The 25,361-nt window shown below is 62.1% G+C and carries 23 protein-coding genes; 16 read left to right on the forward strand and 7 right to left on the reverse strand.

Translation table 11 applies throughout. The features are described from left to right. The first annotated feature begins 1 nt into the window (after position 1). The 8 genes from ABD791_RS20800 to tuf all read left to right on the forward strand — a co-directional run bounded on the left by ABD791_RS20800 (position 2) and on the right by tuf (position 9,079). Positions 2–721, forward strand: coding sequence for a type IV pilus inner membrane component PilO (locus tag ABD791_RS20800; RefSeq protein WP_345069857.1), 720 nt, complete (start codon positions 2–4; stop codon positions 719–721). A gap of 393 nt (positions 722–1,114) precedes the next feature. Continuing rightward, positions 1,115–2,479: a hypothetical protein gene (locus tag ABD791_RS20805; RefSeq protein WP_345069858.1), complete on the forward strand. Its 1,365-nt coding sequence runs from the start codon at positions 1,115–1,117 to the stop codon at positions 2,477–2,479. 33 nt (positions 2,480–2,512) lie between these two features. Continuing rightward, a complete protein-coding gene (locus tag ABD791_RS20810; protein WP_345069861.1) occupies positions 2,513–3,001 on the forward strand; it encodes a DUF6121 family protein in 489 nt (162 codons plus the stop codon). A gap of 330 nt (positions 3,002–3,331) precedes the next feature. Next, positions 3,332–4,066, forward strand: coding sequence for a spermidine/putrescine ABC transporter substrate-binding protein (locus ABD791_RS20815; RefSeq protein ID WP_345069862.1), 735 nt, complete (start codon positions 3,332–3,334; stop codon positions 4,064–4,066). Positions 4,067–4,701: 635 nt separating this feature from the next. Next, the gene (gene rpsL, locus ABD791_RS20820) at positions 4,702–5,076 is read left to right on the forward strand and encodes a 30S ribosomal protein S12 (protein WP_055787040.1); all 375 of its coding nucleotides are present in this window, start codon (positions 4,702–4,704) and stop codon (positions 5,074–5,076) included. Then, complete coding sequence (gene rpsG, locus ABD791_RS20825) at positions 5,076–5,546, forward strand: 30S ribosomal protein S7 (protein WP_345069864.1); 471 nt, start codon at positions 5,076–5,078, stop codon at positions 5,544–5,546. Before rpsL ends, rpsG begins: the two co-directional genes overlap by 1 nt. Before the next feature lie 97 nt (positions 5,547–5,643). Continuing rightward, a complete protein-coding gene (gene fusA / locus ABD791_RS20830; protein ID WP_345069865.1) occupies positions 5,644–7,758 on the forward strand; it encodes an elongation factor G in 2,115 nt (704 codons plus the stop codon). A 127-nt stretch (positions 7,759–7,885) separates the two neighbouring features. Then, positions 7,886–9,079: an elongation factor Tu gene (gene tuf, locus ABD791_RS20835; RefSeq protein ID WP_345069867.1), complete on the forward strand. Its 1,194-nt coding sequence runs from the start codon at positions 7,886–7,888 to the stop codon at positions 9,077–9,079. 363 nt (positions 9,080–9,442) lie between these two features. On the opposite strand, the gene ABD791_RS20840 is transcribed toward tuf, so the two are convergent. Continuing rightward, complete coding sequence (locus ABD791_RS20840) at positions 9,443–10,360, reverse strand: alpha/beta fold hydrolase (protein WP_345069869.1); 918 nt, start codon at positions 10,358–10,360, stop codon at positions 9,443–9,445. After that, on the reverse strand, positions 10,287–11,612 hold the full coding sequence (locus ABD791_RS20845; protein ID WP_345069870.1) for an MFS transporter: 1,326 nt from the start codon (positions 11,610–11,612) through the stop codon (positions 10,287–10,289). The genes ABD791_RS20840 and ABD791_RS20845 overlap by 74 nt, the downstream gene beginning before the upstream one ends. Before the next feature lie 102 nt (positions 11,613–11,714). On the opposite strand from ABD791_RS20845, the gene ABD791_RS20850 reads away from it, so the two are divergent. Continuing rightward, on the forward strand, positions 11,715–12,293 hold the full coding sequence (locus tag ABD791_RS20850) for a TetR/AcrR family transcriptional regulator (protein ID WP_345069872.1): 579 nt from the start codon (positions 11,715–11,717) through the stop codon (positions 12,291–12,293). A 329-nt stretch (positions 12,294–12,622) separates the two neighbouring features. Here the strand turns inward: ABD791_RS20850 and ABD791_RS20855 are convergent, their stop codons facing one another. From ABD791_RS20855 to ABD791_RS20875, 5 genes are all read right to left on the reverse strand, one after another. After that, positions 12,623–12,928, reverse strand: a complete 306-nt coding sequence (locus ABD791_RS20855; RefSeq protein ID WP_345069873.1) for a hypothetical protein — start codon at positions 12,926–12,928, stop codon at positions 12,623–12,625. Between the two features lie 402 nt (positions 12,929–13,330). Then, entirely contained in the window at positions 13,331–13,783 is a 453-nt protein-coding gene (locus ABD791_RS20860) for an OsmC family protein (RefSeq protein ID WP_345069874.1), read from the reverse strand. A 90-nt stretch (positions 13,784–13,873) separates the two neighbouring features. Next, positions 13,874–14,224 carry a hypothetical protein gene (locus ABD791_RS20865; protein WP_345069875.1) on the reverse strand — a complete coding sequence of 117 codons (351 nt, stop codon included), beginning with the start codon at positions 14,222–14,224 and terminating at the stop codon, positions 13,874–13,876. A gap of 835 nt (positions 14,225–15,059) precedes the next feature. Next, positions 15,060–17,297, reverse strand: a complete 2,238-nt coding sequence (locus ABD791_RS20870) for a GH39 family glycosyl hydrolase (RefSeq protein WP_345069876.1) — start codon at positions 17,295–17,297, stop codon at positions 15,060–15,062. Positions 17,298–17,764: 467 nt separating this feature from the next. Further along, a complete protein-coding gene (locus ABD791_RS20875) occupies positions 17,765–18,076 on the reverse strand; it encodes a transposase (RefSeq protein ID WP_345069877.1) in 312 nt (103 codons plus the stop codon). 211 nt (positions 18,077–18,287) lie between these two features. On the opposite strand from ABD791_RS20875, the gene ABD791_RS20880 reads away from it, so the two are divergent. The 7 genes from ABD791_RS20880 to ABD791_RS20910 all read left to right on the forward strand — a co-directional run bounded on the left by ABD791_RS20880 (position 18,288) and on the right by ABD791_RS20910 (position 25,335). Then, entirely contained in the window at positions 18,288–18,914 is a 627-nt protein-coding gene (locus tag ABD791_RS20880; RefSeq protein WP_345069878.1) for a YveK family protein, read from the forward strand. Positions 18,915–18,985: 71 nt separating this feature from the next. Beyond that, positions 18,986–20,011, forward strand: a complete 1,026-nt coding sequence (locus ABD791_RS20885; RefSeq protein ID WP_345069879.1) for a glycosyltransferase family protein — start codon at positions 18,986–18,988, stop codon at positions 20,009–20,011. After that, entirely contained in the window at positions 20,008–21,111 is a 1,104-nt protein-coding gene (locus ABD791_RS20890; protein WP_345069880.1) for a hypothetical protein, read from the forward strand. Before ABD791_RS20885 ends, ABD791_RS20890 begins: the two co-directional genes overlap by 4 nt. Then, positions 21,071–22,156 carry a glycosyltransferase family 2 protein gene (locus ABD791_RS20895; protein ID WP_345069881.1) on the forward strand — a complete coding sequence of 362 codons (1,086 nt, stop codon included), beginning with the start codon at positions 21,071–21,073 and terminating at the stop codon, positions 22,154–22,156. The genes ABD791_RS20890 and ABD791_RS20895 overlap by 41 nt, the downstream gene beginning before the upstream one ends. Further along, complete coding sequence (locus ABD791_RS20900; RefSeq protein WP_345069883.1) at positions 22,149–23,633, forward strand: lipopolysaccharide biosynthesis protein; 1,485 nt, start codon at positions 22,149–22,151, stop codon at positions 23,631–23,633. Before ABD791_RS20895 ends, ABD791_RS20900 begins: the two co-directional genes overlap by 8 nt. Then, the gene (locus tag ABD791_RS20905; RefSeq protein WP_345069884.1) at positions 23,630–24,544 is read left to right on the forward strand and encodes a glycoside hydrolase family protein; all 915 of its coding nucleotides are present in this window, start codon (positions 23,630–23,632) and stop codon (positions 24,542–24,544) included. The genes ABD791_RS20900 and ABD791_RS20905 overlap by 4 nt, the downstream gene beginning before the upstream one ends. Further along, positions 24,535–25,335 carry a polysaccharide pyruvyl transferase family protein gene (locus ABD791_RS20910; RefSeq protein WP_345069885.1) on the forward strand — a complete coding sequence of 267 codons (801 nt, stop codon included), beginning with the start codon at positions 24,535–24,537 and terminating at the stop codon, positions 25,333–25,335. Before ABD791_RS20905 ends, ABD791_RS20910 begins: the two co-directional genes overlap by 10 nt. Positions 25,336–25,361: the final 26 nt, after the last annotated feature.

Genomic DNA, 25,361 nt, shown 5'->3' on the forward strand with positions numbered 1-25,361 from the left:
CATGGACAAGAACAGATTGTGGATTATCGCGTCAGTGCTCGGCATCGTCGCGGTGCTCGCGCTCGGGTGGGTGCTCGGCATCCAGCCCCAGCTGTCGGCTGCGGCCCAGGCCACGGTGGACCGCCTCGCCGTTGAACAGACGAATGTGGTGCAGGCAACCGCTCTGGCCAAGCTCAAGAAAGACTTCGAAAGTATTGACGCGCTCAAAGCGGAGCTGGCCCCGTTGTCGGCATCTGTTCCGACAGGCACCGAGGCGCCCGCATTCGTCAGTCAGGTCGACGCGTTGGCGATTGCGCAGGGGGTCACCCTGCTCGGCCTCACCATGGACGACCCGCTGGCATACGTGCCGGTAGAGGCTCCGGACGCTGTGGTGCCGGCCGATGCGGCAGCTACCGATGCGACTGCCGCCGATTCGGCTGCAGCCGCTGAGCCGGCCGCAGCGGCTCCTGCGCCGGCCCCGATTGCCGCCGGTGTTCCGCCGGTGACTAACGCCCAGATCACCTCCTCGAACTTTGCATCACTCGCGGTGAGTATCGACGTGTCGGGAAGCTACGCCAACGTGCTGAATTTCGTGAGCGGTCTGCAATCCGGAGCGCGCCTCGTCATGGTGACCGGACTGAAGACTGCGGCGGTCACGGATGCCCCCGGTGAGGTCACGGCCACGGTCTCCGGTCTGATCTACTCCCTCGTCTCGGCCGACGCTGCCCCGGCTGCCGGCTGATCGTTTCGTTGATCGAGGAGCGCCCGACGAATCTCGAGAAAACCCACCCACAGTTGGTCGAGATTGTTGAGACGGGCGAGCCAATCTCTGAACCCGGGTTGCGTCTGAAGTTCGGACACGGGTTCTTCAGCCATGGGGACTCTGCGCGGCATGGTGGTGCACGTCAATGGTCATTCGGCCCGCAGTCAAGTCCCAGCTGGAATCACACTGGCCATCGGCCTCAGAGACACGCGCTGGCGCTCGCTCCTCGACGAACGGAATGGCAACAGATGTCCGCCACAAATTCGGGTCGCGACATCCCGCGCCACTTGCCAGGCGATGTCCCCCAATCCGGGTACGGCCGTTGGTAATGTTGCACTGATCAGTCACGGCCCAGGCCACAAGGAGTGCAGCATGAGCGACAGCAAACCCACCGACGGCGTCACGCCCCCCGAGGCGGATGCCACGGCGACTGCACCAGAGACCGCCACCGAGAACCTCGCCACCGAGAACCTCGCTGCCGAGAACGCTGCTGCCGAGAGCGCCGCTGAGCACTCTGCACCTGAGCACTCTGCACCCGAGAGCCCTGCTGCCGAGGATGCCGCCGTCGAGACCTTCGCTGTTGAGTACGCCACCGAGGAGCACCCGATCGCTCCCGCTGCCGCCTCACCCCGTGAAGACTCCGCCGAATCCACTGACTCCGCCTACTCCTCCGCGAACGAAACGAAGGCGTATGACACGTCTGCCCTCGTCGCCGCTGCGTTCGAGAGCCCCGAAGCACCAGTAGCACCGGCCGCATCGACATTTGAGTCCGAGCCGTCGGAGGCAGCCGGGGCATCCGAGCCATTCGCCGCACCCGCCCCGCTCGTCGAGCCTGCGGCGGCCGGCACTGCTGGCGCACCCACTGAAGTCGTTGAGTCGGCTCACGAGTCGCTCGCCGCCAGCGACGCAGCAACCGCACCGGAGTTCGCCGCGGCATCCGCTACCACCCCGGCCCCAGCAGTCACCGATGCCAACCTGCCCGAGCCGGTCGCCGCCGACAGTGTGAAGCGCGAAACCTATATTCCGGCAGCCGTCGTCGGCGGTGTCGCAGCCGGCGCCGCCACTCTGTCCGCATCCGATGCACCCACCGCCTACGTTCCGGGCGCTCCCACGGCGGCCACGGCGGCCACCGCAGCTCCCGCCGCCGCCTATGCCGCACCATCAGCCGCAACCCCGATCTACGTGCAGGCCCCGACCCCGCCCAGCCCGGCAGGCAACCGGGCCGGCGGCATCCTGATCGCCCTGATTGCCACGGTCGCCTATGCGGTGCTGTTCGCCATCGCGGCTTTCGTGATCTCGGGTCTGACCAGCGTCACGATCGAGCAGGCAGTCACCACGTTCTCCGATTTCGTGGTGCGCCCGGTCTTCTTCATCCCGGTGATCTTCTTCTTCATCGCATTCGCCCTCCTGATCGCCATCGTGAACCGGGGCGGCTGGTGGGCCTATGTGCTGTTCAGCTTCCTCATCGCCGTCATCGTCTACTTCTCCTACATCGGCGGAGCGCTGCTCACCGTGCAGGCCTGGACGATGACCCCCACCGAGGCCGCGCACTTCATCGGCACCCAGTGGCTGAACCCGGGAGCAATCGCCGCCGCGGTCATTGCCCGCGAGGTTCCGATCTGGTTCGGCGCCTGGATCGCCGCCCGCGGTCGCAAGGTGACCGCTCGCAACATCGAGGCCCGCCAGGAGTACGATCGCCTCATCGACGAGGGACCCCAGCTCACCAGCCCCTTCTAGACAACTGGGCCGCCCCGAGGGAGCAGGGCACCAATGCGCGACTATCAGAAATACGCGACAATCGTCGCCCTGTTCGCTGCGGTGCTCTACCTGGCGCTTGTCGTCGCGGCCCTCGGTCTGATCAGTCTGGCGACCAACCAAGAGGTCATCCCCGAAACGGATGCCGGGCCCCTGGTCGGTCCGAGCATGGCCGGCGCCGCCGTCATCCTGGTCTTCGTCATGCTCCTGATCCTCGGGGTCGGCACCCCCGCCGCCCGCGAGCGGGTCGCCGTCGGCTGGGCGTTTCTGACCGGGCTCGGCGCCTACCTGATCTTCATCCTGGTGGGAGCGACGCTCTACGCGATCGGCACCGGCGAGCTCGTGCAGCTGCTCATCTTCGCCGCAGCCCAACTGCCGAGTCCGTTCGCGTGGGCCACCGGCATCCTGGCCCTGATCGTAACGCTCGCCTACTCCTGGATTCTCGCCGCTCGCGTCGGCGAGCACGGCCGCCCGCTCTGGCCGTGGGAGCGGCGCGGCGAGTAGCCCACGCTATTCATTGCTGGCATTACCTGTTTGCTGGCATTGCCCGTTCGCTGGCATTACCTGTTTGCGGGCATTGGCCACTGCCTGTCACGCATAGTTGCCGCCGCAGAAACCGCAAGGATTCGCGTTCGGTCACCAGGCACCGTTCAAATCGTGCGGCATCTGATGACATGTGCGGTTTCTGACGACACACGTCCCGAGCTCTGCGGCGGCCGTGGCCGGCCTCTTCGGAGGCGCTGCCCGATACCTGCCGCCCGCAGCATCCGCATGTCGCCGCACCTGCCACCCAATTCTCGGCCTCAACCCCGCCTGAGCGACTACCCTGGACCCATGGGACGGTCCATCGAGTCGCGCGTCAGCCAAGAGGTTGACGCTTGGCTGCGTTGGCTGCCCCGTTGGACCCCCGGAACCCACCCCGGTCGCTCCCGCCTCTGCCGTCGCTGCTTCGGCTCGTTGATCGTGGTGTCCGCCGGCCTCGCCCGCGATGTGCCGCACGCCGTGCAGCACGCCCTTAACATGCGGATGATGTTGCTGATCGAGGAGCTGGTCGACGGTTTCATCGAACGCAACCTCCCGCTGGTTCTCCGCGACATCAAGCAGAACGAAGAGCGCAAGGCCCAGAAACCCTTCCGGCCCGAGGAGGGCCTCGACCCCGAGTACGAAGGCCTCGACCTTGACCCGGCCCCGGTCGACGGCGCGCCCTACCTGTTTACCTTCGGTGAGCTTGCCGCCGCGGAGGAGCTGGCCGAGAAGCAAGAGAAAGAGAAAGCAGCGGCTGACGACGCCCTGTGGTCCGCGGCAAGTTTTGAAACGGATGCCCCCGCCCCCGACCGCGTTCTCACCCGGGCCGAAATCAACGCGCTGTACGACGCAGACGATGCTGTGCGCGCCGAACTGGAGCGGGCCAACAACTACTCCACCCGCGTAGGGCGAAAAATCTGCGCCGAGCTGGAGGCCGAGCAGGAGCGCATCCTGGCCGGGGTCGCCGAGTTCATCGAACCGCAGGTGCAGGCGCTGCTCGCCGACCTCGACAAGGCGCTCGACTCGCCGCTCTGGCCGCACTGAACTCGTTGGTCGAGGAGCCCGTGAGCTTGCGAGCACGCGTCTCGAGATCTTGCGAGCCAATCCTTGAACTCGGGTTGACTTCGAAAATCGACTCACGAGGTCTCGAGACGGCCGCGGGCGGCCTCCTCGACCACCGAAATGGTCAGATTCGTTGATCGAGGAGCAGCCGACGAAGGAGGCCGCGTCTCGAGATCTCGCGAGCCAGTCCTTGAACTCGGGTTGCGTTCGAACATCGACTCGCGAGGTCTCGACCCGATCGCGGGCGGCCTGGCGACCAACGACCTCCCGCCATCCTGACCAATCGATGGGAACGCGCCGCAACGCCTGGTTCTGCCTTGACCCGAGCCCCCCGCCAGGTTAGTATTTTCCGGTGTGCGCTTTGTCGTGCGCGTGACGCATGCCCGGGCGAGATTTCGCACGGGCGGCTAAAACGCTCCGACACTCACATATGCAGGGTTTGCTCTCCGAGCAGCCCCCACGGCATACCCTCCAAAAAATCGCAGGATTCATTCTGCGATCGCTGAAGGGTCCAGATGAACTCGAGCAGCCCGACAGCCTGGCAACAAGCTGGCCGGATCGCTCGAATGCTAACCATCAATGAGCTGTCACCGTGCAGCAAAAACAAGGAGTTATTAGTGCCAACCATTCAGCAGTTGGTCAGGAAGGGCCGCAGCCCCAAGGTCACCAAGACCAAGGCTCCCGCCCTGAAGGCCAACCCGCAGCAGCGCGGCGTGTGCACTCGCGTGTACACCACCACCCCGAAGAAGCCGAACTCGGCCCTCCGCAAGGTCGCCCGCGTCAAGCTGTCGAACGGTACCGAGGTCACCGCCTACATCCCCGGTGAGGGACACAACCTGCAGGAGCACTCGATGGTGCTCGTCCGCGGTGGTCGTGTAAAGGACCTCCCCGGTGTGCGTTACAAGATCGTTCGCGGCGCACTGGACACCCAGGCCGTCAAGAACCGCAAGCAGGCTCGCAGCCGCTACGGCGCGAAGATGGAGAAGAAGTAATGCCTCGTAAAGGCCCAGCTCCCAAGCGTCCCGTTGTCGCTGACCCGGTATACGGTGCTCCCATCGTCAGCCAGCTCGTCAACAAGATCCTCCTCGATGGCAAGAAGGGTCTTGCAGAGCGCATCGTTTACGACGCACTCGAAGGCGTTTCCACCAAGAACGGTGCGGATGCTGTTGTCACGCTGAAGAAGGCACTCGACAACGTGCGCCCCACTCTCGAGGTGCGTTCGCGCCGCGTCGGTGGTTCCACCTACCAGGTGCCGGTTGAAGTCAAGCCGCACCGCGCCAACACCCTGGCGCTTCGTTGGTTGACCAGCTACGCCAAGGCGCGTCGCGAGAAGACCATGACCGAGCGTCTCACCAACGAGATCCTCGACGCATCCAACGGCCTCGGTGCCGCAGTGAAGCGTCGCGAAGACACGCACAAGATGGCCGAAGCGAACAAGGCTTTCGCTCACTACCGCTGGTAGTAAGCCTGGAGCGTAACCGGCGAAAGCTCAGCTTTCGCCGGTTACGCTCCTTGAGTCTGTTCGACCCCCGCCAACACAAACTTTCCGGAGGACACCCGTGGCACTTGACGTGCTCACCGACCTGAGCAAGGTCCGCAACATCGGCATCATGGCCCACATTGATGCCGGCAAGACCACCACTACTGAGCGCATCCTGTTCTACACGGGTGTAAACCACAAGATCGGTGAGACGCACGACGGCGCCTCCACGATGGACTGGATGGCACAGGAGCAGGAACGTGGAATTACCATCACGTCTGCTGCGACCACCTGTTTCTGGGGCGCTAACCAGATCAACATCATTGACACCCCCGGCCACGTTGACTTCACCGTTGAGGTGGAGCGTTCGCTCCGCGTTCTCGACGGTGCTGTTGCCGTGTTCGACGGCAAGGAGGGCGTTGAGCCCCAGTCCGAGACCGTCTGGCGTCAGGCCGACAAGTACGACGTTCCCCGCATTTGCTTCGTCAACAAGATGGACAAGCTGGGCGCCGACTTCTACTACACCGTCGACACCATCATCAACCGCCTCGGCGCCAAGCCGCTGGTCATCCAGCTGCCGATCGGCTTCGAGTCGGGCTTCGAAGGGGTCGTTGACCTCGTCGAGATGCGTGCACTGACCTGGCGTGGAGACTCCAAGGGTGACGTCGAGATGGGCTCCAAGTACGCCATCGAAGAGATCCCCGCCGACCTGGTTGAGAAGGCTGCTGAGTACCGCAAGCTGCTTCTCGAGACCGTCGCCGAGACCTCTGACGAGCTCATGGAGAAGTACTTCGGTGGCGAAGAGCTCACCGTTGCTGAGATCAAGGCTGCAATTCGCAAGCTCACGGTCAACAGCGAGATCTACCCGGTTCTCTGTGGTTCAGCCTTCAAGAACCGCGGCGTTCAGCCGATGCTCGATGCAGTCGTCGACTACCTTCCGACGCCGCTTGACGTTCCCGCCATTGAGGCGCACGACGCTCGCGACGAAGAGAAGATCGTCATGCTGCACCCGAAGGCCGACGAGCCGTTCGCCGCTCTCGCGTTCAAGGTTGCCGTTCACCCGTTCTTCGGTCGTCTGACCTACGTGCGCGTGTACTCCGGTCGCCTCGACAGCGGTGCCCAGGTCATCAACTCGACCAAGGGCAAGAAGGAGCGCATCGGCAAGATCTTCCAGATGCACGCCAACAAGGAAAACCCCGTGGATTTCGTGACCGCAGGTCACATCTACGCGGTTATCGGCCTGAAGGACACGACCACGGGTGACACCCTGTGCGACCCGGCCCAGCAGGTTGTTCTTGAGTCGATGACGTTCCCTGAGCCCGTCATCGAGGTCGCGATCGAGCCGAAGACGAAGCAGGACCAGGAAAAGCTGGGCCTTGCTATTCAGAAGCTTGCTGAAGAAGACCCCACTTTCCGTACCGAGCAGAACCAGGAAACTGGTCAGACGGTCATCAAGGGAATGGGTGAACTTCACCTCGACATCCTGGTCGACCGCATGAAGCGTGAATTCAACGTCGAAGCAAACGTGGGCAAGCCCCAGGTTGCGTACCGCGAGACGATCAAGAAGGCCGTCGAGCGTCACGACTACACGCACAAGAAGCAGACCGGTGGATCGGGTCAGTTCGCAAAGATTCAGATTGCGATCGAGCCCCTCGAGATCACCCCGGACAAGAGCTACGAGTTCGTAAACAAGGTTTCTGGTGGCCGTATCCCGCGGGAGTACATCCCCTCGGTCGATGCTGGTATCCAGGATGCGCTGCACGTCGGCGTTCTGGCGGGTTACCCCATGGTCGGCGTTCGGGCACTCTTGCTCGATGGCGCTGCCCACGACGTTGACTCTTCGGAAATGGCGTTCAAAATTGCTGGATCGATGGGTTTCAAGGAAGCCGTCAGGAAAGCACACCCGGTTCTGCTCGAGCCGTTGATGGCCGTTGAGGTGCGTACCCCCATGGAATACATGGGCGACGTTATCGGCGACCTGAACTCGCGCCGTGGCCAGATCCAGGACATGGAGGACGCAAGCGGTGTGAAGGTAATTCGCGCCCACGTTCCGCTGTCGGAGATGTTCGGATACATCGGTGACCTGAGGTCGAAGACCTCTGGTCGTGCCGTGTACTCGATGACCTTCGAGAGCTACGCGGAGGTCCCGAAGGCTGTTGCCGACGAGATCATCCAGAAGAACAAGGGCGAATAACCCTTCGGGCTCCAGAGCCCAAATCGCTTAGGCCGTCCGGCCCGAGTAACATAAGTACAAATCCAGCGGATCCGCCGCTCGCCTCACAGCGAGCGGTGGATCATCCGAGTCCTGAGGAGGACCCACAGTGGCCAAGGCCAAGTTCGAGCGGACCAAGCCGCACGTAAACATCGGAACAATCGGTCACGTTGACCACGGAAAGACCACGCTGACTGCAGCGATCTCCAAGGTCCTTGCCGACACGTACCCGTCCGCAACCAACGTTCAGCGCGACTTCGCGTCGATCGACTCCGCTCCCGAAGAGCGCCAGCGCGGTATCACGATCAACATCTCGCACGTTGAGTACGAGACCCCGAAGCGTCACTACGCTCACGTTGACGCCCCGGGCCACGCTGACTACATCAAGAACATGATCACCGGTGCTGCTCAGATGGACGGCGCGATCCTCGTGGTTGCCGCTACTGACGGCCCGATGGCTCAGACCCGTGAGCACGTTCTGCTCGCGAAGCAGGTCGGCGTGCCGTCCCTGCTCGTCGCACTGAACAAGTCCGACATGGTTGACGACGACGAGATCCTGGAGCTCGTTGAGCTCGAGGTTCGCGAACTCCTCTCCAGCCAGGGCTTCGACGGCGACAACGCTCCCGTCGTTCAGGTCTCCGGCCTCAAGGCACTTGAGGGCGACCCCAAGTGGACCCAGAGCATCCTCGACCTCATGCAGGCCGTTGATGACTTCATCCCGGAGCCCGTCCGCGACAAGGACAAGCCCTTCCTGATGCCCGTTGAGGACGTCTTCACGATCACCGGTCGTGGAACTGTTGTCACCGGCCGCGCCGAGCGTGGAACCCTCAAGATCAACTCCGAGGTTGAGATCGTCGGCATCCGCCCGACCGTCAAGACCACGGTCACTGGTATCGAGATGTTCCACAAGCAGCTCGACGAGGCTTGGGCCGGCGAGAACTGTGGTCTGCTGCTTCGTGGCACCAAGCGCGAAGACGTTGAGCGCGGTCAGGTTATCGTCAAGCCGGGTTCGGTTACGCCGCACACCGACTTCGAGGGCACCGCGTACATCCTGTCAAAGGAAGAGGGCGGTCGTCACAACCCGTTCTACGCGAACTACCGTCCGCAGTTCTACTTCCGCACCACCGACGTCACCGGCGTCATCACGCTGCCCGAGGGCACCGAGATGGTTATGCCTGGCGACACCACCGACATGACCGTCGCGCTGATCCAGCCGATCGCCATGGAAGATGGACTCGGCTTCGCTATTCGTGAAGGTGGCCGCACCGTCGGCGCCGGAACCGTTACGAAGATCATCAAGTAGTAACTCTTCACAAAAAGGGGCCGCACCTTCGGGTGCGGCCCCTTTTTTGTACCCTCGCGGTGTCTGCCGACCTCGCCGGTCAGATCGGTCAGCGACGCAAAGGAGGAGATCCTGCGACACACGGCGTGAAACGGCCCGTTTCACACGGCATGTTGCAGAATCTCCTCCCTTGCGTGCTGTCGATTTCCGAAGTCGTCTGCACAAATTTCCTTACTCGCCTGCACAACCGGTTCGGTGATTCCTGACGAGGGGTCTTGTCTGCTCTGTTGGCGTTCAGTGGCGGCGTTATGTTGCTGGTTGGTGGCGGGCTCCAAGTGAGGGTGACCGACAGTGACTAACTTCTCCGTTCGGCGGCGGACGTTTCTACTGGAAGGTCAAGATCGCTTCGATCATCGCTTCGGGGTTTTCTTCGGCTGGGTAGTGGCCGGCGCCATCGATGAGGAGGGTCGTGACGTCGGTGCCGGCGAGTCGCATCGTGGTTCCGACACCTTCGCCGAGCCCGAGGGCTCCGCCTATGGCCAGGACGGGGAGGGTGATGGGTGAGAGTTGCCGTTCGATGTTTTGTTCCATGGTGGTTGCGAGAGCGCGGTAGAACTCGAAGCTGGTGTGGAGCCCTTCGGGGTCGCGGGTGATGGCGTTGACGTATTCGCGGATCGCGTGTTCGGGCAGCGCGTCCGGGGTGCCTGCTTTGGTGCGGAACTGTTCGGAGAAAAACTCGTACTCGTGTCCACGAACCAGCGTCTCGTTGAGTGCTGGGAGCCTGTTGAAGCCGAAGTTCCAGAGCTTGGAGTTGACGAGGTCGTTGCTGAAGATCGGGGCGGAGGGGGTGAGCCCTGGGATTGCGGCTTCGGCGACGATAATCCGTTCAAGGACGTTGGGGTGGTCGGCCGCGATGGCGTAGGCGGTCCACATGCCGATGTCGTGTCCGACCATGGTAAATCGGGTGTGGCCGAGGGCCGCCATGAGTCCCACCATGTCGCGGGCGAGGCTGCCGGTGTCATAGCCGTCGTCTGGTTTGTCGGAAAGTCCGACACCGCGCGGTTCGGCAGCAACGACGGTGAAATGCTCGGCAAGGGCGGGCATGACGTGCCGCCACGCGTACCAGGTCTGCGGCCACCCGGCGAGAAGGAGAAGTGCCGGGCCGGTGCCGCCGCTGACGACGTGCAACCGGACTCGTCCAGTGTCGACCAGCGAGCTGGTGAAATCGTCAGTGAAGCCAGCCGGGAGGTGTGGGACGGCGGTGACGCTGCCCGGGCCGCTGATGACGGTGGAGTGAGTCATGATGATGACCTTTCGGATCGGGGTGCGTGGCGGGGTCGGTGCGGGAGGGATGGTGTGCGACAAGGGCGGTGCTGACGATGGTGACGACCACGATCACGCCGAACAGGATGAGGGTTGACGGCGCGGTGCCGAGGGTCTCATTGAGGACGCCGAGCCCGAGGGTGGGAATCGTCGAGCCGATGTACGCCGCGAGGAAGTACGTCGCGACGAAATCGGCACGGCGATCGGGGTCTGCAAGGCGCTGCGTGGCGCCAATTCCTCGGCTGAACACGAGACCGACACCGGCGCCGGCGACCGCCGTGCCGAGAACAAACCCGAGCAATGAGCCAGCCAGCAGACCTGCTTCGAAGATAAAGGCTCCGACGATGAGAATGGTCGGCCCTGCGAGTGGTCCGGATAACCATTGCGGTCGCGGTGCGACCTGGGCGAGGAGCGCTGCGAAGAAGACGACGCTGACCAGCGCCGACGATGCGAGTGAGTCGTGGATGTGCAGTTGATCTCGCACGAACGCGGGCACGAGCGAGGAGAAGACGCCGTTGACGGCAAAAGCGGCGAAGACCAGGCCGAGCATCCCGAGGAACGTCCGCCGATCGGCTCCCGGGAGCGACGGCCGGCGCAGGTCGAGCCGGAGCCGGAACCCTGCCTGCCGGGTCACCGTCTCTGGTACCACGAGGACAGCTACGACGGCGATTCCGAGAGCGATGAGGTACCACCAGAAGACCATGTGAGTGGGATCGTCGCAGAACCGGGCCACGACGCCTGCTGCGACGCTTCCAAGCCCCAGGCCACCCATGTTCGCCACCGTTGACATCGCAGGGGCGACCTGCGACCGATCGGGCCGGGCTAGCTCGGCCAGGGCGGCATTGGCGGTAGCCGTCACCACGCCGGCGGCAAGGCCAAACACGAAACGTGTGATGAGAAGTCCCGTGAGCGTGCTCGCTACCAGGAACAGTGCGGTGCTAATACCGAGGACGACGAGGGCGCCAATGAGCACAGGCCTGCGCCCGAGCTGATCAGACAACGACGCAAAGACAAGGAGTGACACGAGCACGCCAAAGGCATAGACCGCGAAGATTGCTGTCGTTTCGAACGCCGCGAAGTGCATCGTCTCTGACCAGAACCGGTAGAGCGGGATCGGTAGCGTCCCGCCCATCATCACGATCGCGTAGGTGACGGCGACCAGCCAAAACCCGAGGCTCGACCGTCGCGCCGCCTCGTGACGTCGTTGCGCCCGGAGTGGACCACTCGTCATGCATGTGTCCTTCCTCGATCCAATATCCATGTTGGTCCAGTCAGTCCAACATAGTTGAACTGATTGGTCAAACTTGGGTAGACTCGGATCCAGGAGGTCGTGATGGCAGGACGGAAGCAGTTCGACGTCGATAGGGCGCTCGATCAGGTGATGACTCTGTTTTGGCAGCGCGGGTATGCGGAGACCTCCCTTGAGCACATCGTCTCTGCGACGGGTCTTGGCAAGGGTTCGCTCTACGGCACGTTCGGGGGCAAGGCCGAGCTGTTCCGTCGGTCACTCGACCGTTACGCGGACACCTATGGCCGCCAGTACGAAGCAGCATTGAGTGGCCGCCCCACTCCCGCCCTTGCCATCCAGGCGTTCTTCGATGTCGTGTTGGCGCGCATCGCCGACCCCAGGCTTCCGGGAGGTTGCCTGATCGCCCTGTCGGCGATGGCCGCACCGACGCTCGATGACGGGAACCGCGACCGCGTGAGCGCGCTCCTCGAGCATCAGCGTCAGCGCGTGCAAGCGGCGCTGGATGCCTTCACTCCGGATGCTGCCGAGTTGGCCCTCTTCGTCGTGAGTACGAATCAAGCCCTCGCCGTCATGGATCGAGCAGGAGCAAGCGCTGAGCAATTGGCCAGCGTCGCATCGGTCGCAGTAAGGGCGGTCGAGGCGTCGACATCCGCCGCCGGCTGATTATCGGGGTGGCCTCACGAAGCGTGAGGCGTAGTTCTTCCAGCGTGGACCACCGCTTCTGATCGAGGACGTTGAGATGTTGTGCAGAGGAGTACGAAAAACCAGTGTTCACACTCGCCTGCACAACCTTTGAAAACTCAAGGGCTCGTGTGCAGGCGACTTCGAAAAATGACACGTGCGGCGCCCAAGCGAACCTGGTTCCGACGGATGCGCCGGGCAGATAGTCCGTTGGTCGAGATTCTCGAAATCACGCGAGCCGCCCTCTGACTCGGATACACGGCCATACACACGCGACAGATCGAAATCGGGCCCTTCGGGCCCGGGAATTCCTAGTACGCCGCGGACATCCGCTGCAGTTGCTCGGCCCTGCGGTTCATCCGCTTGCGCACCCGATTCTTGATGTAGCTGCGGTTGTCGTCGCGGGAGAGCTCCCAGCGCTCGTCGACCAGTCGGCCGTTCAAGCGGCCGGCGGTGATCGAGCTGCGCAGATAGCTGGCGCTGGTGCCGGTGACAGCCTGAATCTCACGAATGGTGAGCACAGGCGGAAGGCTGTCGATGAGATCCTCAGCGATGGCATCCTGCAGCGCGGCAAATGCCCGCATCCGTGCTTCGTCCGCCCTCAAGCGCCGCCCCATGTCGTTCTCCTCTGTGCCGGGACAGGCGTGGATTCGCTGTCCGTCACAGAGGAGACGTCGGATGGGCGAAATTTGTACGCGGGTACGGGAAAATTCTTCTGGAAGTCTCGGACACCCCCGGAAATGACCACCGAATGGGGGGCGGGGGAGCGCCGGTACCGACAGGAATGCCTGCCGACCCGTCTCAGAAATGAATGAGTGCCTCTGCACAGGTTCGTCGATGGCGCTGCGAGGGTCGAAAACCGCAGCGCCCACTGAGTTCAGTGGGCGCTGCGGTAATCGACCCTCGTCATGGCAATCGCACCGACAACGGATGCCGCCACGCGGGTTCACAACCGCAGCGAGGGTCGAATGCTCGTCGTTGACGGGGAGCCTCCGCGGGCGCCCTGCACCTGCGCGCGGTTACAGCGCGATCCCATTCACCGTCTTCGTCAGCGCAATGCTGTCTTTCACACTGCGAGCCACCGTGCAGCTGCGATCAATGGATGCCCGCACAACGGCGAGCAGCTTGGCCAACTCGTCGTCGTTCAACCCGTCAAGGTCGAGCAGAATCTCTTCGTCGATCGCGAAGTAGCGTTCTTCTTTCACATCTGACTGGCCGTGAGCCCAGATCGTCGTCTCGTAGTCGTCGCCGAGACGACGTGCCAGAACGCGGTCGGAGCTCATGCCGGCACAGCCGGCCAGGGCCAACTTGAGCAGTTCCCCTGGCGTGATGTGGCCGGGGACATCCGCTGGCCCGATGAGAACCGTGTCTCCGCGCTCAGTGCGCCCGAGATAGGTGCGCGGGCCGGTACGGCTCGCAGAGACGCTGCCCGGTGCGATGTGCGGGCTCTGGGGGAGTGATGACGCTGTCATGCTCCCATTCTGCCGGGGCGGGATGTGCACACGCCAGCGTGACGCGAGCGTGCTCGACGCGAGCGTGCTCGACGCGCGCTCTATGCGCGCTCAGGCCTCGAGCTTGTGGTGACCGCAGGCGAAGCACACGGGATCGGGCGCCGGCGCAGTACGCAGCTCAGCGGGCTTCGCCTTCTCGTTCATCATCTTGAGGATGCGGCGCTTGAGGAAGGTGCGGTTCGCATCGCGGGGAAGTTCCCACTGGCTGCCAACCTGGGTTCCGCTCAAACGGCCGGCCGTCAGCGAGCTCCGCAGGTAGCTGGCGCTGGTTCCGGCCACGGCCTGCAGGTCGCGAATGTTCAGCACGGGAGGAAGCTTGTCGATGATCTCTTCAGAGATTGCGTCTCGCAGTCCGCTGAATGCCCGCATCATTTCCTCTTCAGTACGAATGCGACGTCCCATTGTGATCTCCCTCTCGTGTGTTGTGGGCCAGCTTGCGTTGCCCTTCATCTAAGAGACGCAGGATGCGCCGAACGGTTACGCCAGTTCTGAAAAGTTTTTGAATTTCTTTTTCAGGGAAGCGGGTGATCGACGGCGCAGCGAAGAACCTCAAGGTGGCAGATTCGCCACAATTTCCTCCCAAGTGGGGGTACCGAACGACTTCGAAACGCCCTGGGGCAAGATTTTCCACGGCTACTGTGAGGAGGCGTGTGGTGCGCAACGCCACCAAATCAGCTAGCGTCGGCATGATCCACGATGAACATCGACCTGGTTTTTGACCGGGTAAAGTCCCGTCGGCGGCGCACTAGAAGATGGAGGAGCGGCGTTGACATAGTCCGATGCCCGCTTCCTGCACCGGTAGGGCGCAAGCAGCTCAGCTCCCTCGCGATCGCCGTAATCATTCGGGCTGACCGACGTGGAGGCCCGCCGACTAGTGCGGCGTATTAGCGCGCTCCGTCAGTCTTCTCACGGTATGTCTGATACTGATCACGATGCTTTGCGGCACAGCGATGAATCTATTCGTTGGCGCAAATATTGTTAGTGGCGCCGGAGTGTTCGCCTGGATTCTCCTGAGCTTTCGGCGATCAGACCGACCCCGCTCGTTTCAACAGCGCTGCAGGATCAGAACAGGGACCGGTTCGTCTTTCGCAACGCCGCCAACTTTCTCCCTCGCTACCTTGATCGCGCCAGCAGCCGGAGCAGCGACTTCGGTGGCTACAGGAACAGGGGCCAGCCTGAGCAACATGACGTGGATCCGCGCGGTCCCACTCATCGCGGGCGTGCGGAGATTGCGTGATCAGTCTTTGGTTGACGGCTCCGGCTCAGAGGACGGTGAGACGCCCGCCGCCGCGTCGGTCAGGCCTTGAGTCAGAACGAAGTCGTCTGCCCAGACGCTGCCCTTACTGCCGGCTTTCGAAACCGTGAACGAGGCGCTGGTCGAGGTGGGTCCAGTGGTAAAGGTGACCCAACCTGCCGCCCACCGGGGCGAAGACAGCTTCGTTGAGACGTCGCTGCCGCCGAATCCGCCAACCATGATCGTCGCGGCATCCTTGCTCGTTTGAGGGCGCACGTGGCCACCGAACGTGTAGGTCGTGTTTGGCAGTAGGCCGGTGACCTGTGTCGACACGGATGCGCCCTTGCCGGTGAGTTCCACCGCGTACTGTCCGCTCCGAGTCGACACCGATTGCACCGTGGCTTTGCCGGTCGACGCCCACGCATCCAGCGTCCCCAACTCAAATCCGCCATTGACGACGCCGGTTCGGTACGCCTCGAACTCATTAAGCTGGAAAGCATAGGCGGGGGTGCCGTCCCGGGCGCCGTCCGTAAGCACAGTCGCTTCTACCTTCAGAAACTGGAACTCGGCGGCGGCAAACTCGAAAGTCTGCGGGCCCGAGACGGGCTTCTCGATCGTGTAGCCGGTTGCCGTGTGCACCGGCACCCAGGTGGTTCCGTCGACGGAACCCTGGATCGTAAAGTCGTCGGGGAACCCAGCGGCATGGAGTGTTTGGGAGTCACGCGGCCACAACACCACGGTGTCGATCGGTCTGACCGAGCCCAGATCTACCTGAATCGACTCGGTGGCGGTGGGCTCTGCGTGAGGATCCGAACTCCAACCACGGATCGGAGCTTTCGAGAACTCAAAACTGTGACGGCGCCCGTCGGTGAGTTTGGTAGCGCTCCAGCCCTTGACGGTGTCCTCGACTGTGCTGCTGACTGTCACAGAAGCACCCGATGCCACAGCAGCGATGTTTGTCAGTGACGGCTCGGCGGAGCGACTGATCGTCCCGACCGGTTCGTCGGTCGGGCTGATCTCGATGCTGACGACGCCATGCGCCGGAATGACAATCTGCTCTTCATAGGCCGTGGCCGGCTTCCGCGACGTGTCGCTCGTGACCGGCGCGTTTTCGTTCGCGCTGGGATACACCGGAACGACCTCGGTCGAGCCATCGGCAAAACCGTTGCCGAGTATTCCGCTGACCGTCTTCTGTTGAACACGGAAGTTCGCTTCCTTGAAAGGAAGCCCCTTCAGATTCACGGCCATCCTTGAATCGTTCTCAGTGTTGTTCCAAAGAAGAGCAGTGACCGACGTTCCTTTGGTGTTCGCCGTGACGAGGCCGTAGACATCCTCGTTCTCCGAACCCGCACCGGTGATCGTGGTGGGGAGCACCGTTGACTCTAGTTCTGAGTACATCTCGAATACATTGCCCGCAGACTTCCGATGTCCGTCGACAGTGACAAGGCCTAGATCGCCGTTGTAGGGGAGGTTGAACCTCAGACCTTCGACCGGTGTGAAATAGAAGAACTTTGTCGCTTCTGAGCCAATCGCGCGATAGAGGCGTTTCGCCACATAGCTCGACCCAGAAACACTCGCATTGGTGTCGGAACCGTTGCCGACCCCCTGCTCCATGATCGAGACATTGTTCCACTCGGTCAGATAGATTGGCAGGCCCGGTCGGCCGGCGGCGTCCAATAGCTTGCGTGCCGCAGGACCCTCGTTCCAAGCGTCCGACCGGTAGGCGTGAACTGAGAAGAAGTCGGCCGGCACAGAGGGGTTTTCTGCCAGATAGTCGATGAACTGCCCAGACCAGTTGCCGGCCGAATCCATTCCAGATGCAGCAGAACCTCCGACAAGCGCGGTGGAATCGGCCGCTCGTACCGCGTTGGCGCTCGCGGTGTACATCTCGTTGTACTGCGCGATGGTGCCGGTCCAGTGATCGGTGTCGAGCTCGTTCCAGACCTCGTATCCCCAGCCGCTGTGCCCGAGATCGCGATAGTGGCTGACGAGCGCGGTGACGGCGTCACCCCATGCGGCCATTGACGTGGGCGGGCCGAAGAGGGTGGGGCCGAGCGCGGGGGGAGTGTACGACAACGACAGGAACGGCTGAAGCCCGTTGTCCACCAGCGGCAGGAGCACCTGGTCCAGCGCCGCGAAGTCATAAGTGATCGTGCCCGCCGCATCTGCGCGCACGACCCCATAGATGTCTTCGTCGAAGACATGATCAATCCGAATTTCGTTGAGGCCCATACTGGACATCTGTGCTGCTTGCTCCGGCAACCAATTCAAGTTGCGCGTCGGTCCGTAGCCGCCTTGGGACGCATTCAACAGACCCGAGACGTCGAGTCTCGTTCTGTCAGACCCGATTGCGGCCGAAAGCGACGATGTCCCCGTGCCCGAAGTCGGAGCGCTTTCGACCGGCATGCTCGGCGAGAGCGCGAACGTGGGTTGGGGCGTCGCGGGCGTAGTGCAGGCGGAGGTCGTGGCGATAGCGGCGACGAGCAGAATGACACCGAGACCGCGTCGGACGTGTCTGTTCATCGGACGAGCAGGCGTACTCGCGTTTGGAAGGGTCATACGTCGCGTCAAGGAGTCCCACTTCTAGTTGGCGTTCGACGTGAATGAAACCTGCGTGTACCGAAGCAGCGTTTTATTGTCAGGCCACGATGCGCAAAGCGAATTCACCGGTACTTGACAATACCAATGGTATGCAGTCTGGATCCCCATCAGCTGTGATCGCCCATCTGAACGAGTGGCGTTCGGCTGAATCCATGGAGATGAATAATCAGCGGAGAAGAAATGACGCCTAGTCCTGACGGACATCTGCGGCAGCCGCAGCGGCTCGGCCCTTTAGGCTCCGTCACCTCGGTCTGTCCGGACGCATTGCGGACCTTGAACGCGGTCACCCAGCGGCCCAGCGTGGCCGCGTTGACTCCGAGCTCGCGGGCGACGGTCGCGCCCGCCCGACCGGTGGTGATGGCCAGCGTCACCGCTTCGCCTTTGTACTCAGGAGCGAACTCCCGACGTGTTCTTGCCATCGTGAACATTCTCTTTTGTGAGGTGTCCACTCAACGGGGGTCAAGGCCAGACGGACGCAGCGATCGTCGCCTCGGCGCACAACGATCGCCCATAGCCACGCTGCTCACCCAAGGCGCCAGTGTCTGTCTATCGGCGAAACTATGGCAGGATGATTCAGTCCGCCTCATAGTCAGAGGCATCAGATCATCAATTTTGGAGGCGCCGCGCAGCGTGGAACTCAGTGACTACATCCGCGTTCTTCGCACTAGCTGGCTGATTGTCCTTATCAGCGCCGTAGTCGGGCTTGCAGCGGGCGGTACCTACACAGCTCTTCAGACGCCTACTTATGGTGCCGTCGCGAAAATAGTCGTCTCCTCGGTAGTTCCGACAAGCGACGTACCCGTGAAAATCAAGAACGACCCGGCCATCACCCGTGTCCGTACCTATGCCGGGCTGGCAAGCACACCGGACGTACTCGAACCCGTCATCGAAAGCCTTGGGCTCGACACGACTGTGGCGGAGCTCTCGGGCCGGGTCTGGGTATCTGCATCATCTGGAACATCACAGATTGTCATCGCGGGAGGAGCGCCAGGCGCGCAGGCAGCTGCCGATCTGGCCAACGCGGTGGCGGTCAGCCTGACGGATGCCATTGAAAAGCTCGAAGATCGGCCGGATCAGTCTGAATCATCCATCTGGGTCACGACCGTGCAGGACGCAACTCCTCCCAGCGCCGCATCGGGGCCCCGACTCAAGACGAACCTCATGCTCGGTGGAATCAGTGGGTTGGCATTGGGTCTGGCAATCGCAGTGCTTCGTGATGTTTTCAGCAGGCGTGCCTTAGCTAAACGCGAGCAGTAATGCGCGGCACAATAGATTCAGGTCGGTCCCGAGGTCCCGGTTGCGCGGAGAGGCCCGTGAGTCATGCGCGAATGGCGCTGAGTAACACTTCGCGGATTCGGGTCCTGGAGGCGACCAAAGCCCCAGATGGCACGACCCGCTACATCGATCAGATCGTGACGGATGCCGACCCTCGGATCGAATTCTCCTACCTGTCGATCTCTCGACTGTTTTCATTCAAGTACGACGTGCTGCACATCCACTGGCCCGAGGTGTTGATTCGGGGGCGAAACAAGCGCACCTCGTTGATCAAGTCGGCGGCCATTCTTGCTGTGTTCACGGTACTCGGGTGGAAGCGCGTGCCAATCGTGAGGACTTTGCATAACCAGGGCCCGCACGAGCCCGGATCGTCCATTGATCGTGCCGTGCTGCGCTTCATTGACAAGAAGACTGACTACTTTGTCACGATAAACGAGATAACTGAGATTCCTCGAGGAGTCGGGAAGTACATCCCACACGGCCACTACCGCGACCGATTCGCTCACATGCCCCGGTCGAACCCGGAGCGCGGGCGCCTCCTTAGCGCGGGGCTCATCCGCCCCTACAAGGGCATCGAAGATCTCTTGGTGACCTTTGAGGGGCTTGCCGATGCTCAGGCGAGACTTCGGATTGTGGGAAGTCCTACTGCAGAGCTGCGAGACGTTGTCGAATCAGCTGTGAATCGCGATCCACGAATCTCCGCACTACTGGAATTCGTTCCTGATGTCATCCTCGTGGATGAGGTCTCCCGAGCAGAACTCGTCTGCTTGCCTTACAGAGACCTCCACAATTCAGGCATGCTCCTTGTGGCGCTATCGCTCGATCGACCGGTCCTCGTTCCTGATACGCCTACAACGCGCCTACTTGCCTCCGAGGTCGGAAGTGGCTGGGTACACTTCTTTCACGGCGAATTCACGACCGATTCATTGCTCGAAGCATTCGCAGCATTACGGAGCGCGGGGCGGTCGTCGAGACCAGACATGACGCATCGAGACTGGCCACGGGTGGCGAGGCTCTATGGGTCGGCATTTGACGAAGCGCTAGCTGCGGTGCGCAATGGGAGGAGAGCCGACCGATGAAGCCGCCCCCCGTCTTCGCGTGGATAACCGGAGAGACCACGAACATCGGCGACTCGTTGCTGCGCCGCCCCTACGTCGCCGCACTGAGCCAGATCGGGCCCACAGAGTTGTGGGTACGTCGCGCCAGCGCCGATTTTCTCACAGGCCTCGACGTGCCCGCGGGCGTTCGGGTCACCCATTCGTTCTTGGGCTGGTACGCGCGACTGCTGAAGAGCGCGCTGTCTCGACGAACCGTCCTCGCGCTTAACGCAGGAGAGGTTCGAGTGCGCCCGGCTATCGCAGGCCTCATGTTCGCATTAGGTGTCGGAGTTTCTCTCGTGCGTCTGCGTGGCGGAATAGCAGTGTGGCTAGGAGGAACCGTGCCCGCCTCCGACCGCACTGAGCTCCTGGCACCGTACCGGTGGGTGGCTCGCCGCACAGCGCTTCAGGTCTGGCGCGAGGCTGGTCCCAGCGTGAGAATCGTACCTGGAGAGGTCGCACCAGACTGGGCTTTCGCCACCGGGTCTCTCCGTTCGGACTGGGCAGGCGAGGCGTCACGAACCAGCATCGCATTCGTCGTTCGAGGCGACCGTGACTATCCCAGCGCCGAGTGGCTGAGTTGGGCCAGAAGACTTATCGCAACCCGCAGTATGCTTCCGATCGCCGTCGTGCAGGTTGAAGCCGACAGGGATGTTGCGCGGCGCCTCGCGAACGATCTCGGGGGAGAGGTTCTCAATTGGGATCCGGGAGTTTCCCACGCTGCGCAGGAGAAGCTCGTCCGCGAGCTGTATCAGCGCTGTCTGATCGTCATCGGGGATCGCCTTCACGGCCTGGTGCTCGGAGCCACTGAAGGGGCCATCCCTCTCGGCTGGGTTGAGGCCTCCAGGGGAAAGATCGCGGCTCATTTCGATGCGGCCGGACTCGAGTTTGTGGGGAAGTTCGAGGGCAAGAAGTTCGAGGATGCTCCCGACCTGAGCGCTGAGGATCTGACGCAGTTGGCTCAAGTGACTGCGGCCGGCATTGACGCTAACCGAGTTCAACTCGCTGAGCTCACCGTCCGGCTGGCTCAAGTGGCCAACCATGTGTCATCGCAGAACCAGAATTCCGCCGCCCTTGTCTAGCGCGGATGGCGCTGGTCGTACCGCAGATGCTGCCTCAGGGCACTCTCTTCCGGCGAAGTTCGATGTCAGTGCAATAATCCCGTCTGTGAGCCGCCCGGAACTGGCGCGCGCGATTGAAAGCGTCCGCGCCCAGAACGGTGAGCTCACCGTCGAAGTGATCGTCGTCTTCGACCGCGCGAATGATTGGGTTGTCGACCCCGCAGTCAGTAGCCTCGCAGACCAGGTCCTTTTCACCGGGGGTGAGCGACGCGGTTCCTTCGCTCGCAATCAGGGAGTGCACTCGGCGAGGGGAACCTATGTCGCGTTCCTAGACGACGACGACATGTGGCTTCCCGATAAATTGAGCGCGCAGATTCGCCTCATCGAGTCGTCGGACGCTCCGCAGAATACGGTGGCCGGTGGTCGACACATTCACGTTGACGCCCGCAGCGGCGCGCGATCGAGAAGTGTGCCAGACCGCCTTATTCGCCAGGGCGAGCCGGTCGCCGACTACCTTTTCCGTGAGCGAAAGCCTCACGTGGGGCGCGCTTCGATGTATACCTCCACGCTGTTGTGTACGAGGGAGCTCGCGTTGCGAGTTGAGTGGAATGCGCTCCTCAGTCGGCACCAGGACTGGGATTGGCTCATTCAGCTTGAGCGTCTGGGCAATGCGGAGTTTGTTCAGGTCGAGGAGGCAATCGCTCTCATCCAAACGGGATCTGAAACATCCATCTCCGCAAGCACCGACTGGGTGGGTTCGCTCGGTTGGGCCGACGCGCGGCTGAAGGAAGTTCCCAGAACCTACGTAGACTTCCTCTCCGCTCAAACGCTCCGATACGCGATCGCTTCGAGATCGGGGGAGGGCGTGCGTGCAGTCCTGAAGAGAATCATTGCCGCTAAACGTGTTCCGAGCCCCGAGAACATCGCTATTGGATTCGGCGGCCTTCTCTCGCGACGATCAATCGAGCAAATGATGACTCGAGGTCCGTCGAGTGCCCGACCTGCACCAGAAGGTCAGAATGATAGTGCCGTAGCTCTGCCATCCGACGAGCGTAAGAATGAGTGATGTACAGACCCTGTCGACCAGAGCCGTGCGCGGACTGCCATGGATCGCGGCGGAGAAATGGATCAGTCGCCTCCTCACGCTTCTCGTCTTCGTCATCCTGGGAAGGATTCTGCCCCCGTCAGAATTCGGCCTCATCGCACTTGCCACTGCTCTCACCACCATCATCGGCGTCTTCGTCGAATATGGGCTAGCCCAGTCGATCGTTCAGCGCAGCGAGATGACGAAGGCAGACATCTGGACTGCTTTCTGGACTAGCGTGGTCGGGTCGGTGTTGCTGTACGGAGTAGTGCTCGCCCTCACCCCGGTTCTCGTCGCCGTCTATGACGAACCGGAGCTGTCATCCATCGTCCCCGTGCTGGGCCTTGTACTCCCTATCGCGGGCCTCGCAAGTGTTCCTGCCGCGCTGCTCGAGCGTGAACTGAAGTTCAAACCTCTCGCCATACGCCAGCTCGGTGGTGCGTTCACAGGCGCGGCGGTCGCTATTGTTCTGGCTCTCACGGGCGCCGGCATCTGGGCTCTCGTGTTTCAGCCTGTCGTCGTGGCATTCGTGGGCACGGTCATCCTGTGGGCTGCCGCCCGCTGGGTGCCGCGATTCACCTATTCACTTGCCTCTCTCAAGTCAATGTGGGCCTTCAGCCTGCAGGTCGTGCTCATCGAACTCATGAACGCACTTCAGTCGAACGTGGACAAGTTCATCGTTGGGATCTTCTTCAGCGCGACAGAACTGGGCTTCTATTTCATGGCGCAGCGAATCCTCACAATCGTCATGGAAGTCGTCGCCTCGGTACTCGCGAAGATCTCACTGCCGACCCTTTCGCGACTACAGCATGACCAGTCGAGGTTCCTGTCGTATTTCTACACGCTCACCTTCGGAAGTGCCGTGATTGCTTTTCCAATCTTCGGCTTGTTGATTGGGTTCGGAAGCGAGATCACGACCTTCCTCTTCGGCTCCGGCTGGGATGCGAGCGTGCCACTCATGATGCTCATGGCACCCTCCGCGATGCTCGCCTCTGTGACCTTCTTCGACAGGAGCGTGCTGCTGGCCAAGGGGCGCGGAGCGGCATCACTTTCGGTGGCGTCCGGTCAGTTTGCCTTCGGAACCGTCGTGCTGCTCGCTGCGGTCCCCTTCGGTCTAGCGACGGTAGCCGCGGGACGCACCATCAGGCAGGTGGCATACTGGCCCGTGAGAATCGCCGCGCTGCGTCGCTACGGCGGCGTGTCAGCGGGCAGCTATCTTGCGAGGTTTGTTGCTCCTACTGTCGCCACCGTCGGACTTGTGGGTGTCGCGTGGGGCCTCGGGCTTACTGGCTGGGCTGATGCGCCGGTGCCCATCGTGACGTTTGTGCTGCCGGCAGCGCTCATCTGTCTCGCTGTGTATGGTGGTTTGGTGTTCCTTCTGGGGCGGCGCGACCTCAAGGCGATCTACTCCGTGATCCGCCGATCCTTCGGCCGATCCAAGTCGGCGGTGGAGGAATGAGCCTGTTGACGCTGAAACGATATGGGCGGGCAGAGCGCAATGCGGAACTAGCGGGGCTAGCCGATTCCGCGGGGCTCTCGAACGTCTTCAATCCGAGCATTGCGGCCCTGGACGGGACCACGCACGTCGCTTTCCGCGGCGAATCGACGCCCGGCGCTCGACCTTTCCGTGCTTTCTATGCCACCAGTGATGGCAACGGCCCATCGATGGTTGCTGACCTCACAGAGATCGCGTCTAATTACGGCATCCGAAATGTCGCCGACCCCAAGCTCGTCGTTTTGGATGCGCGTGTTTACGTGACCTTCAATACCGGCTTCAGCTCACGTGAGCCCAACCACCTTTACCTGCAGCAGCTGTGGCCGCGGATCGAAGCGCCGCAAGAGTGCGTTGTCGACGCTCGGCAGATCATCGAGAAGAACTGGGCTTTTTATCTCGATAGCAAGGGCGAGCTTGGAGCCATCTATTCGCTTACCCCGACCGTGACAATCGCACTCCGCGAGGGCGAGCTGGGCTCGGGCTCGCCCCTCGTCTTCGCGCGTCGCCCGGCTACTTCGGCTGAAGAGTGCTCTGCTCTCACAATCGGCACGCAATTGAGCTTCTCCGGTGATGGGGTCGCTTGGTTGGTCGCCCACCAAAAGCTAAGGGTCCTCCGCAGGAGAGCCTATTTCGGGCGACTCGTGCGAGTGCAGTTTTCCGTGAACGACGACGTTCAACTGGACGTGGGTGGTCGTCCGCTCGTCCACTCGCTCGCATCAACGCTTCCCCGTCTCCCGCGGCACAACCGTGGTCTCTTGTCAGCAACATACTTCGCAGGCCTCCAATACGGCCTTGAAGGATTCGATCTCTCGTACGGGATCAACGATGTGGGCTATTCCTTCGCGCATGTCAGAAAGGAAGACCTGTGGCCCTGAGCACGTTCTACTGGGACCCCGATTCGGGGCTACGCAACCCTCTTCGTCGCCGACGTTTTCGCGTGGGCAACGCGGGCGACCTCTTCAACCGTGACCTGATCGAGTGGGCCTACGGCCCAGTGAAGATAAGAAACTCGGAGTCTGTCGGTGGCCGCTTGCTCCTCGTGGGATCGATTGCCCAGCGCGCCGGAGCGGGAGATCTTCTCAACGGGGTCGGCGCGAAGCGGGCAGATCTCCCACGGGACTCGGGACAGATGACGGTACGCGGCGTTCGCGGACCTCTCACGGCAAAGGCACTGGCCGATAGCGGACAGGACGTGTCGAAGCTCGAGTTCATGGGCGACCCCGGGATGCTTATCGGCAAGATCTTCCCCCATCTGAATGTCATCAGACCAACGCCGGGTCGTGTGTTGTTTATCCCGCACTACCGCGAACGCGACCAGTTCTCTTCAACGGAGGACTACGCAATCTGCGATATTGACGCGGAGCCGGAGAGCGTCGGACGCGCCATCTGCGAGTCAGAAGTCATCATCGCATCGTCGCTGCATGGCGTGATTTGGGCTCATGCTCTTGGACGCCCGGGCATCGTCGTCACTCCTCGCACGGAAGAGCCGATCATGAAGTATCGGGACTACTACGAGTCGATCGGGGCCACCTGGAGCCCGTTCGATGACGTCGACGATGCTGTGCGCGCCGCGGCGGCGGCCAGCGCCCCCGAAGTGTCACGCGTCGTGGAATCGATTACGATGCCCCACGAGAGCGTGCTTCGAGAAAGCGGAATATTGCGATGAGCGCGCGGGGTACTCGCACGACGTCC

Origin of the sequence: Glaciibacter kafniensis, from assembly GCF_039538945.1 — a bacterium.
Lineage (GTDB): Bacteria > Actinomycetota > Actinomycetes > Actinomycetales > Microbacteriaceae > Cryobacterium > Cryobacterium kafniensis.